The organism is Chryseobacterium limigenitum, assembly GCF_900114875.1.
GTDB classification, from domain to species: Bacteria; Bacteroidota; Bacteroidia; order Flavobacteriales; family Weeksellaceae; genus Chryseobacterium; species Chryseobacterium limigenitum.
This window is the reverse complement of the sequence record NZ_FPKW01000010.1, coordinates 50,343-65,171: the sequence shown is the minus strand read 5'-3', so window position 1 is coordinate 65,171 and position 14,829 is coordinate 50,343. Positions and strand designations below refer to the sequence as shown.

Below are 14,829 nucleotides of genomic sequence, written 5' to 3'. Positions count from 1 at the left end.
TCACAAATATGAAAAAATACAGACTAACAAAGGCACTATCATTTCTCGGCTTGATGATTGCCGGAATGACCTATGCGCAGGTTCCCACCTCAAACGAGAATTATATTCAAAGGATCAACTGCCTCAGCGCAGACTGTGTTAAGCAGTCGGTAAGCGTTGAATATTTTGACGGGCTCGGAAGACCCAAGCAGATTGTAGGCGTAAAGGCTTCCCCAACGGGAAAGGATGTTGTAACGCACATTGAATATGACGGTTTTGGCAGACAGGTAAAGGATTTTTTGCCCGTTCCGCAGTCTGCTACACTTAACGGGAATATTGTTCCCAGCCCTTTAACCAATGCCACTGATCCCAGTATCTACGGCAGTGAAAGGATTTTTGCAGAAAAGAAAATCGAAAATTCACCCTTGGATAGATTGCAGGAACAAACCAAGGTCGGCACGGACTGGGCAAATAAGCCGATCAGGTATGAATATCTGGCTAACTCTGCAAACGATATTCGCGGGTATGCCACCACAACGAGTACCGTCGACGGGATCACCAATTCAGTAGTTAAGGTTGCAGGTACAGACGGTTATTATCCCGCCGGAACGGTTTACAAAAGAAAAGCTACGGATGAGGACAGTAATGTTATCTACGAATATACCAACGGGCGAAAACAACTGCTACTCGTAAGACGGGTTTTAAATGCCTCAGAAAATGCAGACACCTACTATGTTTACAATGAATACAATCAGTTGGCATTCATTATTCCGCCCAAGGCGTCTGATGCAATCAAAAACCTACCTACAGGAACACAGATTCCCGATGAGGTGTTGAATAATCTGTGCTATCAGTACAGGCTGGACGGAAAAGACCGTTTAGCAGAGAAAAAACTGCCCAACAAGGGCTGGGAGTACTTTGTGTATGATAAACAGGACAGACTTGTTTTAACGCAGGATGCAGTACTTAGAACATTAAACAATAATTTTAACTCCAAGGGCTGGATTTTTACCAAGTACGATGCAGACGGAAGAGTCGCCTATACGGGATTTTTCAGCAATACGGCTTCAAGACCTGCCATGCAGACAGCACTGGGCAATATGTCCGCCAATCCCTACAACAATGAGGCAAGATCCAGAGTCCCGTTCAATGTGAATGGAATGGACGTGTTTTATACCAAGAATGCCTTTCCTACGGGAAGCATGACCCTGTTAACGGTTAATTACTATGATACCTACCCGCCGGGGGCACCTGAAATCCCCTTAAAGGTTTTGGGGGAATATACCATGCAGGAAACGCTGGATGCTGACAATGATACCTCAACAAATGGGGTTCTGACGTCTTCGTATGTAAAAAACATTGAGGATAATAACTGGACGAAGACCTACACGTATTATGATACCACGGGAAAAGTCATTGCCACAAAGTCAACGAACCACTTGGGAGGTTACACCAACAGGGATTTAAAGCTTGATTATACGGGGGAACTCACCGAAAAAAGTGTTACCTATCATAAAAGAGTAAGCACCGACACCGAAAAGGTTATTACCGAAACGTTCGAATATGACAACGGAAACAGGCTTTTAACACATAAGCACCAAGTAGACAGCAATCCCGTCGAAATACTGGCTCAAAACGAGTATAACGAACTCTCACAGGTAAAGAACAAGAAGGTCGGGGGCACGGACTTGGCAACTCCGCTTCAAAGTGTTGACTATGCCTACAATATTCAGGGATGGCTTATCAAGATCAACAATCCGCAGAGCTTGGGAAACAAGCTATTTGCCTATGAGCTGAAGTTTACCAATCCGGCAAACACCAACCTTTCATCACCGTACTACAACGGGAATATTGCTGAGGTGGACTGGATCGCCTCAAACGGTGACGGGCTGAAAAGGTATTCATACCAGTATGATGCAATGGGAAGACTTAAAAGCGGTATTTATTCCGAGCCCAACGCCTCTATTCCTGAAAACAACTACTACAATGAGTTGTTGACCTATGACCTGAATGGTAATGTAAAAACGCTTAAAAGAAACCGAAATGCGCAGTATATCGGGGCGCAGTTAATGGATGACCTAACCTATTCCTACACAGGAAACAGGCTTGATACTGTTGCGGATGGCTCAGGAAACTACTTTGGCTATCCCGATACTTCGGGAAGTCCGATTACCTATGACGAGAACGTGAATATGACGAGTAAGACCGATAAGGGAATGCTGGAAATTAAGTACAACTACCTCAACCTGCCTAATTATATTAAGTTCAATCAATCCGTTGTGCGAAATGATCCGTTTGGATTGGGGGGAGTCACCAAGTATAAGAATACAACATACCTGTATCGCGCAGACGGCAGTAAGCTTAAAAAGGTTCACAACTATTTTTCAGGACGTACTGAGGCGGATGCTTCAACGGTGACGGAGTACCTCGACGGATTCCAGTACAGTGCAGAAAACGCGGGAACCGTATTTGGTGAGCCTGTGACAACTTTACAGTTTGTGCCAACCGAGGAGGGGTATTTTGATTTCCTGCAAAATAAGTATTTTTACCAGTATAAGGATCAGGTTGGAAATGTAAGACTTGCCTATTACAAGGACACTTCGGGAAATGTCATAGTAGACAGAACAGGTGATTTTTACCCGTTTGGATTGGAGTTCGGAGGTGGCGGATTAAATACGTTTGGTTCATTATCACCAAATTACCTATATTCGTTCCAAGAACAGGAGAAACAGCAGGACACGGGATGGAGTTCGTTTAAATGGAGAAACTATGATCCTGCTGATGTAAGATTCTTCAATATCGATCCATTAGCGGAGAAGTATGCGTACCAGTCACCGTTTAACTTCTCGGAAAATAAAGTTACGGCTCACAGGGAATTGGAGGGGTTGGAAGCTGTAAAAATTAATAAGAGTACTAAAAATTTAATAATTGTAAATCAAGGATGGATTGGGCATGATCCCCCTGATGGGGCAACTCAAGCACAAAATTTTGCAAAAACAAGAAGAGATGGTGATATAGACTATCAGGGCATTGGTATAATAGACAAGCTTAATAGTGAAACGAATCAAGTTGCAGTTTTTGCTTCTTCATCTTCTGAAAATACAAAAAACGATATTTTAAAAAGTATTAGTAGTTTTAGAAAACAAAGTCCCAAAGGAAAATTAATAATGGCTGGACATAGTAGAGGTGCAGATAATTTAATTGAATTGGTTAATGAACATAGTGATATTAAGGTTGACCTTTTATTTACATTAGATATTGCAGACACATATGATGATGATGAAATTCCTTCGAATGTAAAAAGTGCTGTAAATTATTATAACAAAAATGACGGCTTTTTAGGTTCTAGTATTGGAGGAGAAGACATTGAAGCTAAAGATCCCTCAAAAACGAATATATTAAATGTGCCTGTTAATGCTACACATACTGAAATTGACGATAAGTATCGTTATAATGTTTATAATGCAATAGTTAAAGAATTAAATAAAAAAACTGAATAATGAAAAATAACATAACATTGATTAGCAATATATTAATTTTGTTTTATGCAATCATCATTTGCTATTTATCCATTAATGGACTAATTGATAATTCAATTTTGCATCTTGGAATTTCTTTAGGAATGCTAATTCTTATAAGTGTAACTTATATAAAGAGAAAAATAACAAGAATAGAAGTAATATCTATAATTTTAAATATACTATTAAGTGGAATTTGCATATACTTATTAGTCGTTCTTTTTCAATTAGATGTGAGAAATTAGTTCAATTCAATCTTGCAGTTGCTATCTTATATTAGACTAGGAACTTAGTATTTAATTTATTTTATTTTATTTTATAAGAGACTGTTTTAAATAACGGTCTCTTTTTTTTAAGAAAAGAATATTTTCAAATTCATGCAAGATTGGATCTAGTAAATTTTAACACGACACGTTTTGTCGTGTTAGCTTTTTAATTTAGTGATCTAAAATTAAAGATTATGGATTTACCATTTTATTATTCTTACAAAGAATTTACAGATAATAATAAAACCGATTTCGAACTTTGGTTACAGGACAATTCGGGCAAAAATGAAATAGATTACCTCAAATGGCTTTATTCTCTTGCAGGATATTATGTTGGGTACAGGGAATTTGAAGACGAGACACCCAAATATACTCTAACTGATATGTCGTTCGGTGTTGACGGAATTACGACAGAATATGAAATACCTAATTATGTTTCCATTTTTATTGGCGTTTTGGAAAGTAATTTCAAGAAAAAGTTCAATTTATGTAACGATAATAAGCTGGTAGAGTTTATTTATGATTTCGAAGGTGAATTGATAAACTTTGTTCCACATGACAGATTTTATTTTAATAATGTGATTTATCAGCTACTCCCATTCTTTAAAATAGAAAAAGAAATTGTAGAGGCACGATCTGTTTATGACGATAATAACGAACCTGTAGTGGATGAGGAAGGGAAAACCTTATTTGAAGAAGGGAATTTTAAAATGGGTTGTGTAGTATTTGATTATGATAAGTATCTCATTTTTTTGGGTGAAATGAAACTCATTAACGAATTTATTTTAAAGAAAATAGCCCCCGAAAGACAGAAGGAAAAAGAATCCAAAAGTAACTTAACAACTCCGGAAAAGATAGCACTTTTGGAACATTTGGGTGTTTTCACCAAGCTTGTCAAGGACGGAGTAAGTCCCGAAAATGAATATAAAATTATTCATAATCTGATCGGAGGAAGTTATACCAATATCAAAAAATACTGCCTCAACAGAAAGACGAAAAATAAATCCTCAAAAGATTATCAGATCAACGAAAAACATAAAAATACAATTAGAAATTTTTATAACTCCAAGACTTATTAGAAGCAGTTTCCTTAAACTTATCTTACCTATTTTACTACCCCAACGCTACCTCATCGCTACCCCAAAGGAGTAAAATACGGTAAGGATATTTCAAATCTTTGTATTGTGAAACAAACAAAAATCACGATACAATGGAACAGATTAATTTTATCGGAGTAGAACCAGAGAACCTCATCAACGAAATCGTAAGCAAGGTAAAGGATTCCCTACTTGCCGATTTAACCCAAACCTTTAAAAACAACGAACCGAAACGCTACCTCTCCGCAGATGAGGTCTGCGAACGTTTCGGTGTGACTAAGCCTACCATTCACGAGTGGCGTAAACGCGGAATACTAAAATCCCATAAACTCGGTTCCAGAGTATATTACAGGCTGGATGAAATAGAAAATGCAATGATTGTTAACGATTAAATTTTCTATTATGCCAGTTTCCAACACTCATTATCAGGATCAGAGAACTATTATCTACAGGTTAGATGAGGTTAAAAAGACCTTTCGACAGTATAAAAAGACAGATACACCGCCAAATGTAAAAGATTATTCTGAAAAAGATCATTTACTGCCTGAATTTATCCGTATTGAAAGGAATAACGGTTATAACACCTTTAGCGGACTCAATAACCTTTTACGACTTCGTGATGCTTCCAATTGGGCAAAATGTACTGTTTTAGGGCTACGACCTGCCGGAACTGCCAATTTTTATTACACAAACCTACTTATAAAATCGGGTAATGCTTTATGTATTGTCTATTATGAATTAAGTAACAAGGAAATAGAAATTAGGATTTTCGAGGAATTTTATCCCTGCCCAAAACATGATCTGCATACGCGGATAAGCGAGATAATCACCAATTGCCGGAAATAAAAAAGGAATGTAAAATACATTCCTTAAGGCGTTCAAACCTGACAAATTGCAAAACCTTTTGTCTTTACAAAGATAAGAAATTATGCTGACAGACTTTGTAAAATTTCATTATACGGATAAAAATTATGAGTTACCCACCGACAAAACCGATTTTATCATTTCCGTGAATAATGAAACCGGAGAAACAGACGACAAAAAAGAAGGTGAATATTTCGGAATGCAGATTATTAAATACGCTTCCGGTCGGATTATGGTAAAAGGAAGTGTTCACAAGTTTTTTAACCGTACCGATTTTAACGGAAATGATTTTGATATGAGAAACTTTTCCACAGCGTTACAAGACCTTGAAACAGAAATAAGAGTAAAACCTCAATGTTGCAGACTGGAAAATATCGAAATAGGAGTAAACATTCAATTACCGTTTGATCCGAATAAACTCTTACAAAATTTATTGTTTCACCGATCCGTAGAATTTAATAAAACTATTTCAGGCTCTTTTTACTATCAATCGGCAAAGAGAGATTACATTATTAAAATCTATAATAAAACTGCACAGTATGAAAAGAAATTAAAAAAGATAGCCGAAAACCAAAATTTTATGAAACCGCATGAAAAGAAGGCGTTTAGTTTGTTTAAAAAGACGGTTAATGAGCATTTACAACCCAATACTTTACGATTTGAGATTAAGTTTCTGAAAATGAACCTACTCAATGATTTAGGAATTATGTATTTACCGGATATTGCAAAACCTGAAATGATGATACCCCTCAAAAACCTTTTATTAAAAGAATTTCAGGAAGTCTGTTTCTACGACTATACTATGGATCAAACCAATATGAAAAACTCAGAGATAAACAAGCTTAAAGATTACAGGAACCCTAACTACTGGGTAAATCTCAACAAGAAAGATAAATATTATCATAAGAAAAAGTTTCAGGAAATGACATTGAAATATTCTCAAAATGTAAAGGCTAAAGTTTCGGAATTGATAAAACAGAAAATCGAAAAATTATCTGAAAAAAGTTTAGACTTTTCGACCGACAATTGTAACGAAAATGAAAAACAAAAGTTTAGACTTTTCGACCGTTCAGATATAGGGTCAAAAAGTCTAAATGACATCCTCTAAAATTAACAGTTATGAAAAAGAAAATTAGTGCCGGAAATAAGGCTAAAAATAGAAGTATCGGAAATTATGATTTATCTAAAAAAAGAAAGGAAAATGCAAAGGACAGTAAACAGGATTTGCAGGAACCGAAAACTGAAGTGTTGGAAATTAATCTCTCGGAGTTAGAATTGAAATTAGAGTTAGGGTCCGAAATTGATTTTGTAGTCTTGTTGGATTCTGAATTAAATATGCAGGAGTTAAATATAGAACTTCCGGAAATGAGTATAGATTTTTCCGATATATTGGATTTTAAGCTGGTGGAAATGTCGGACTTGGATTGGCAAGACCTGTTGGAAAAGTTAAGTTTTGAAATTGAACTACCGGAATCTGAGGTGTTTATTGAGAAATAACGCCTGTTTACAGAGGAAATAAACGGATTTTAATATACGTCGTTTCCGGACACATTTAAAAACGTTTGAAACCATTATGAATAAAGGAATTATGTCAAAAATAGGCTGGAAAAGGTGAAAAGTTCCTTAAAAATTTAGGTTTTATTTTCAGGCTGGAAAAAGAGGCTCGAAAATTTTAAGATCCTAAAGTGAAATTTAATAAAGCAGTTGCAGAAACGAACGCGGTGCAAACGCAATGCAAATGGAAAATAGATATAAACACCAAGTAACATTTAAAAATTAAGATTATGGGAAGATGGAGCAACAGTCCCGATGAGGTAGAATGTTTAAAACGAATCACAATTGCAGATTTAAAGAAATTGGGCTATTTACAGCCTAATGTACACCTTAACAGGAGTATATATTGGAATACGAGCAATGGAGCCAAGGCAAGTTCAATAACGGTCATTATAGAGACTAACGACACGGATGGCTACATTACCCTAGATTATACCTTTAATGACTCTCAAAAGGTCAATTACAAAGTGAAATTAATTACCCGTCCCTCCAATCTGGGAAATGGTTTATTATGGTTTTTCGTCTGTCCTCATACGCAAAAGGTTTGCAGGAAACTGCATTTAAACAGTGGGTACTTTCTGCATAGGACAGCTTTTAACGGTTTGTATTATGAAAAACAGTTGCAGTCTAAAAAGTGGAGGGATTGGGAAAAGGTCTTTGGCTCTTACCTGAATGATAAATTGTATGAGGAACTCTATAAAAAGCATTTTAAGAAGTTCTATAACGGGAAACCGACAAAGAAATATTTACAGCTCATGAAAAAGATTAATGCAAGAAAGGACATCAATTTTGAAGATTGGGAAAGGGCTTTACTGATGTAAAAAATTTTGCTGTAACTTTTGCAAAAGATTTGCAATTATGTATAAACGGGGTGATTCTTTCATTCCGTTTTTATTTTATATTTGTTTTTAAGATTTTTAATGCAGAAGTAAGATGAAAGAATCTAAAAAGTTTAGATAAATTATAGTCAATTAAAGTTAAAATTTAAACTTATTGACTAGGGGTTGACTAAGCTGATTTAAATAGTATTGAAAATCAAATATTTGTATTGTATTTTACAATCCTGAAAGGATCCAAACACGAATCTTTCCATGCTATTTTCTAATACTATGTCGAGATCCTTTCATGATGACAAGCTTTGGGGATGATTGTTAAAAGAAGAAAAGTTTAAATAAGCCCAATATAAAAGAATGTTTGAATAGTAAAAATATTCGCAAACTTTACCCCTCAATAAGCAACACGATTTTAATCCTGCATTTAATTCGTTTTGAATAACATACCCCATCAAATTTTATTATTTTTTAACTATAAAATCAATTCTCAGGAACAAATAATATTAGTTTTTGACGGTAAAATTCACTATTTTTGAGCAATTATTTTAACAACAGATGAGCAACATAGAAGATAAGAAAAAGGCACTTGCATTAGTGCTTGACAAGCTAGATAAAACATACGGAAAAGGGACTGTAATGACGTTAGGAGATAGTGCAATCGACACTACTATCGAAGTTATTCCTTCAGGATCTTTAGGATTAGATATCGCTTTAGGCGTTGGCGGATATCCAAGAGGAAGAATCATTGAAATTTACGGACCTGAATCTTCAGGTAAAACAACTTTAACGCTTCACGCAATCGCAGAAGCTCAGAAAGCAGGCGGAATTGCTGCATTTATTGATGCAGAGCACGCTTTCGACAGAGGTTATGCAGGAAAGTTGGGAATTGATCTTGAAAACTTAATCATTTCTCAGCCCGACAACGGTGAGCAGGCTTTAGAAATTGCTGACAACCTGATCCGTTCAGGAGCAATTGACATTGTGGTAATTGACTCTGTAGCTGCGTTAACTCCAAAAGCGGAGATCGAAGGTGAAATGGGAGATTCTAAAATGGGTCTTCATGCAAGATTGATGTCTCAGGCATTAAGAAAATTGACGGCAACTATTTCCAGAACAAAATGTACAGTAATTTTCATCAACCAGTTGAGAGAGAAAATCGGTGTAATGTTCGGAAATCCTGAAACAACAACGGGTGGTAACGCATTGAAATTCTATGCTTCTGTAAGAGTAGACATCAGAAAAGCAAGTGCGCCGATCAAAAACGGAGATGAAGCTGTTGGAAGCCGTGTAAAAGTGAAAATTGTGAAAAACAAAGTTGCTCCACCTTTCAAAATGGCAGAATTTGACATTATGTACGGTGAAGGTGTTTCTAAAACAGGAGAAATCCTTGATGCTGCAGTAGATATGGGAATTGTGAAGAAAAGTGGTTCTTGGTTCAGCTACGGCGAAACTAAGCTTGGACAAGGCCGTGATGCTGTAAGAGATCTATTAAAAGACAATCCCGAGCTTTCTGAGGAATTAGAAAACAAAATCAAAGAAGAAATCGCTATTAAAAAGCAGTAATTTCTAATTCATATTAAACAAATCGGCGGCACCAAAGGTGCCGCCGATTCTTATTTATCAATATTAAGGCTTTTCGTCTGTTAGCTCAAATCCCCAGTCTTTCCCTTTTTGCGTGGCAGGAACGCCCTTGGTCATCCAAGCCGGAGCTTTAGTATCTTTAAGATAATAATCAAAAAACTGCTGTTCACGGATTTGGATATCTTTTCTGTTCTGGCGTTTCATAAGATTATGATCATCGCCATTATAATTCAGAAGCCAAACTTGTTTCCCCAGACGGCGTAATGCGGTAAACATTTCAATTCCCTGATACCAAGGCACTGCTCCGTCTTTATCATTACTCATTATAACTACGGGAGTTTTCACTTTATCAATTGTAAAAAGCGGTGAATTTTTAATATAAAGATCCGGTGCTTCCCATAGATTTTTCCCTAATCTGCTCTGCGATTTTTCATACTGAAATTGGCGGTTCATCCCTGAAGACCAACGAATTCCTCCATAAGCAGAAGTCATATTGACGACAGGTGCGCCACTCCATGCTGCAGCATACATATCGGTATGAGCAATAAGATAAGCCACCTGATATCCTCCCCAGCTTTGCCCCTGAATTCCTATTTTAGCGCCATCTACCCACGGATTTTGCTTTAGCTTTTCAACTCCGGAATTAATGTATTCCATCGCAGATTCTCCAGGTAAGCCATCAGTGTAAGAAATATCAGGGGTGAAAACCAAATATCCGTTGCTCACAAAATAAGAGATATTTAATCTTGAAGGCGTTGGAGCCGGAGCTACATAACGATTCAGGTTATCCGAAAGTTTTTCATAGAAATAGACAATCATAGGATATTTTTTATTCGGATCAAAATTTTCCGGTTTGTATAAAACTCCTGTAGATGTATTTCCTTTTGGCGTTGTCCAGTTTACCAATTCGTCTGTTCCCCAATTGTAAATCTTTTGCTGCGGATTGGTATCACTCAACTTGTCCTGCTTAGAGAAATCTGATGTTGTAAAAATATTTGGAGAGTCAGTGTATGATTCTTTAATCAAAATATACTCCTCCGCATTTTTCGCTTTTTGAAGACTGCGATATCCCCAGACATTTTCCATCTGAACTTTTACAGGATCACCATTCGAATGAATAGATGTTTTAAAAATTCCGTTCGCTTTGGATGTGTTATCAAAAGCCGACAAGTAAATGGAAGATTTTCGGTTTAAGCTTTTAATATCTTTATCTAAATCGTAAGTATCAAATGTTATTTTATTTTTACGACCGAATCCATTGGTGATATTTCTTGGTTTTTTTGAACCGTTCAGGAAAAATTCCCAAAGATCATAACGGTCTCTGATAATCACAGATTCATCTTTATCCGTCCATGATGCAATACCATAAGAATTTGGAAAGTCCGGCATATCAAATTCTTCTTCAACGAAGGAAACAGGCAAATCGGTACTCAACGGAAGTGTTTGTTTTGTTTTCACATTATAACTCAGCCATTTCCCTTTTTCTCTGTCAAAAACCACAACAAAATTTCCAAGCGGAGATACTGCAACTGCCCCATCCAGATTTTTAATAACTTCTGTTCTCTCTCCTGTTTTATTATCGATAAGGAAATAGGTTTTCTTTGTTGAGCCTTCCCATTGCGAAGAAATACGGTTATTCAAACTGGTAATACCCAGCGCAAATTCGGCATTTCCTTCGCTTACCAATCGTAAAGTATCCAGATCCTCACCATTGATATTTCTGAAGAAATCCGGTTTTTCGGTTTGCATTACTGCTGCATAAGATTTTTTCAGATCATTCCTCAATTCCTTTAGCTGTACCGTTTGCAGATAATCATCTTTATAATTCCAAATGTCCACAACAGCATGATCGTTTGCAATCATTGCAGTATCTTTTGCAATAGGTTTTGGAGCAACACCAAAGTATAACTGCTTCCCATTTTTGCTGAATTTTGGTAACCTATTTTCAGAAATTACCCAATTCTTCTTCATTTGTGCATTATCATTGGCTACAATTTCCTTTTTATTGTTTTTTAAATTAAAATAATAAAACTGATACAATTTCACCAAATCATTCTGTGCAGAAGAAGTTCCTACAAACGCCAGCTGATTTCCTTCTTCATCAAAAGATAACTGGGAGAAATCGCCTTCCATTTCCGAAATTTTATTTACAGCTCCTGTTTGTAAATTAACTACCTGTACGGTTTGAAGCGTATATTTCTTTGGCTTTGATTTGTCCGTAACTTTTTTCTCTGCAGATTGAGCATCCAAAGAATCTTTCTTCTCTTTTTTATCTTTATTGGTTTTCTCTTCCGGTTTCTTGGTTACAAAAACAAGTTGCTTCCCATTGTTACTGAATTCATAGCGGAAAACATTCTCATAGGTTGTACTTTTTCCATCCAAAAGATTCCGAACTACCAGCTGCAAAGGCTTTGCATTTTTATCGTCGTCTTTCTTTTCTTCTCCATCATCTTTATCAGAAGCATCATCCGAAGATTTATCTTTCATGTTTTCCAAAAGATAGGCGACATAAGAACCTCCTTTTTCAGGAATTTTAAACCCTTTTACATTAGGAATTTTCTCCGTTTTACCACTCGAAAAATCAACGATGACAAGACTGTCTTTTGTTAGCTTATTCTGTTTTAATTTTTTATCCTTCACCGCTTTTACATCTTTATACAAAGGGCGGATTTGAAAAATGCCAAACTTTGAATCATTTGTAAATTCCACTTTCGTTCCCCTAGGAAACTTCTTCGAATCTTTATTTTTAACCGAATATAAAAAAAGGATGGGATTTCCTTCCTGAGCATCTACAGAATAGGCAATCCATTTTCCGTCATTTGAGATTTTTCTCGCACCTATATTTTGCCAACTGTCGTAAACAGAATGATCCAAAGGCTTTTTCTGTCCATACATAAAACAGGTCATGGCGAGCAGAATAAAAACTATACATTTCAACTTCATTTTAAAAAAAATTTAAGGATTAAAAGTAAGACATTTCATTGAAAATTCATATTACACAGTTGTAATTTTAATGGAAGAGGGAGACAGACAAAATTACCTTGGTACTTCAATCCTGCTAAAGGTTCGCCTCTCTCCGAAATTAAAGGACGATACTATAACTACCTTCCTCAAGCTTCCTTCTTCCTGCAAAAAAAATAATGTCAATCTGTCACTTTCTGACGCGTGGTATTTTTTTTGTGAATAATAAAACAAATCAAAACTAAATTATTATGACTAAAGGAAATATTAATGTATCTGTGGAAAATATTTTCCCGCTTATCAAGAAATTTCTTTACAGTGATCACGAAATATTCTTAAGAGAGTTGATCTCAAATGCAACGGATGCTACTTTAAAATTGAAACATTTAACAAGTATCGGCGAAGCAAAAGTAGAGTACGGAAATCCGAAGCTTGAAGTGAAAATTGATAAAGAACAAAAAACACTTCGCATCATCGACCAGGGAATTGGAATGACTGCGGAAGAAGTTGAAAAATACATCAATCAAGTTGCTTTTTCAGGAGCTGAAGAGTTCTTAGAAAAATATAAAGACACCGCAAAAGATTCAGGAATTATCGGTCATTTCGGACTTGGATTTTACTCAGCGTTTATGGTGGCTGAAAAAGTTGAAATCTTAACTAAATCTTACAAAGATGAACCAGCAGTTCGTTGGATCTGCGACGGAAGCCCGGAATTTACTCTTGAAGAGACAACAGATAAAACCGACAGAGGAACCGAGATCATTCTTCATATTGCAGAAGATTCATTAGAGTTTTTAGAGGAAGCAAAAATCCGTGAATTATTATTAAAGTATAACAAATTCATGCCAGTTCCTATTAAGTTCGGAACAAAAACGCACACTTTACCTTTACCAGAGGACGCTCCGGAAGATGCGGTTGCTGAAACTGAAGAAGTAGACAACATCATCAACAACCCAACTCCGGCATGGACGGTTGCTCCAAGTGATTTGACGAGTGAAGATTATATGTCATTCTATCACGAGTTGTACCCAATGCAGTTTGAGGAGCCTTTATTCAATATTCACTTGAATGTTGATTATCCTTTCAACTTAACAGGGATTTTATTCTTCCCTAAATTGAGCAACAATTTAAATATCGAGAAAGATAAAATTCAATTATACCAAAACCAAGTATACGTAACAGATGAAGTAAAAGGCATCGTTCCGGATTTCTTAATGCTTCTTCGTGGAGTAATTGATTCTCCTGATATTCCGTTGAACGTTTCCCGTTCTTATCTTCAGGCGGATGGTGCTGTAAAGAAAATTTCTTCTTATATCACTAAAAAAGTAGCCGACAAAATGGCTTCTTTAATTAACGAAAACCGTCAGGATTACGAACAAAAATGGAATGACATTAAAATAGTTATTGAATACGGAATCGTTACTGAAGAAAAATTTGCAGAAAAGGCAGACAAATTCACTTTATATCCTACCACTGACGGAAAATATTTCCTTTGGAATGAGTTGGAAGAAAAACTGAAGCCGACACAGACAGATAAAGATGGTAATTTAATCATTCTTTATGCTTCTAATGCTGATGAGCAGCACAGCTATATTCAGTCTGCAAAAGATAAAGGATATGAAGTTCTTCTTTTAGATTCTCATATCATTCCTCACGTTATTCAAAAACTGGAAACTTCTAAGGAGAAAGTCTCATTTGCAAGAGTGGATGCTGATCATGTAAATAATCTGATCAAAAAAGACGAACCAACTATTTCTAAATTAAATGAAACTGAAAAAGAATCATTAAAAAAGAATGTTGAAGATGCGGTTCAGGATAAAAAATTCACTGTTCAGCTGGAAGATTTGGAAAGTAATGATGCTCCGTTCACCATCACTCAGCCCGAATTCATGAGACGAATGAAGGATATGCAGGCAACCGGCGGTGGCGGAATGTTTGGAATGGGCGGTTTCCCAGAAATGTATAATTTGGTTGTAAACTCCAACAGTGAATTTGCCAACCAGATCTTAAAAACTGAAAATACCGAAGAGAAAGAAGGATTAATAAAGCATGCTTTAGATCTAGCTAAACTTTCTCAAAACTTATTGAAAGGAAAAGATCTTACCGATTTTATCCAAAGAAGCTATAAACAACTGGAAAAATAGTTCAATTAATTATATTGTGGTTTCGGGGTCGA

10 protein-coding genes are annotated in these 14,829 nt (G+C 36.1%); 9 read left to right on the top strand and 1 reads right to left on the bottom strand.

Features of this window, described 5'->3' with window-relative positions; translation table 11 throughout:
* Positions 1–8: 8 nt before the first annotated feature.
* The 8 genes from BT156_RS13245 (at position 9) to recA (ending at position 9,674) form a co-directional block, all read left to right on the top strand.
* Positions 9–3,479 carry a DUF6443 domain-containing protein gene (locus BT156_RS13245; protein WP_072410674.1) on the top strand — a complete coding sequence of 1,157 codons (3,471 nt, stop codon included), beginning with the start codon at positions 9–11 and terminating at the stop codon, positions 3,477–3,479.
* A 478-nt stretch (positions 3,480–3,957) separates the two neighbouring features.
* Positions 3,958–4,842: a hypothetical protein gene (locus tag BT156_RS13240; RefSeq protein ID WP_072410672.1), complete on the top strand. Its 885-nt coding sequence runs from the start codon at positions 3,958–3,960 to the stop codon at positions 4,840–4,842.
* Between the two features lie 131 nt (positions 4,843–4,973).
* The gene (locus BT156_RS13235; protein ID WP_072410670.1) at positions 4,974–5,252 is read left to right on the top strand and encodes a helix-turn-helix transcriptional regulator; all 279 of its coding nucleotides are present in this window, start codon (positions 4,974–4,976) and stop codon (positions 5,250–5,252) included.
* A 10-nt stretch (positions 5,253–5,262) separates the two neighbouring features.
* On the top strand, positions 5,263–5,706 hold the full coding sequence (locus BT156_RS13230; protein WP_072410668.1) for a hypothetical protein: 444 nt from the start codon (positions 5,263–5,265) through the stop codon (positions 5,704–5,706).
* A gap of 82 nt (positions 5,707–5,788) precedes the next feature.
* Positions 5,789–6,832 (top strand): hypothetical protein, encoded by a 1,044-nt coding sequence (locus BT156_RS13225; protein WP_072410667.1) that lies wholly within the window; start codon positions 5,789–5,791, stop codon positions 6,830–6,832.
* 11 nt (positions 6,833–6,843) lie between these two features.
* Complete coding sequence (locus BT156_RS13220) at positions 6,844–7,221, top strand: hypothetical protein (RefSeq protein ID WP_072410665.1); 378 nt, start codon at positions 6,844–6,846, stop codon at positions 7,219–7,221.
* A gap of 287 nt (positions 7,222–7,508) precedes the next feature.
* Positions 7,509–8,099: a hypothetical protein gene (locus BT156_RS13215; protein ID WP_072410663.1), complete on the top strand. Its 591-nt coding sequence runs from the start codon at positions 7,509–7,511 to the stop codon at positions 8,097–8,099.
* A gap of 567 nt (positions 8,100–8,666) precedes the next feature.
* Positions 8,667–9,674, top strand: coding sequence for a recombinase RecA (gene recA / locus BT156_RS13210; RefSeq protein ID WP_072410661.1), 1,008 nt, complete (start codon positions 8,667–8,669; stop codon positions 9,672–9,674).
* Positions 9,675–9,737: 63 nt separating this feature from the next.
* On the opposite strand, the gene BT156_RS13205 is transcribed toward recA, so the two are convergent.
* Positions 9,738–12,635 carry a S9 family peptidase gene (locus tag BT156_RS13205; RefSeq protein ID WP_072410659.1) on the bottom strand — a complete coding sequence of 966 codons (2,898 nt, stop codon included), beginning with the start codon at positions 12,633–12,635 and terminating at the stop codon, positions 9,738–9,740.
* 269 nt (positions 12,636–12,904) lie between these two features.
* On the opposite strand from BT156_RS13205, the gene htpG reads away from it, so the two are divergent.
* Positions 12,905–14,797, top strand: a complete 1,893-nt coding sequence (htpG, locus tag BT156_RS13200) for a molecular chaperone HtpG (protein WP_072410658.1) — start codon at positions 12,905–12,907, stop codon at positions 14,795–14,797.
* The last annotated feature ends 32 nt before the right edge of the window (positions 14,798–14,829 follow it).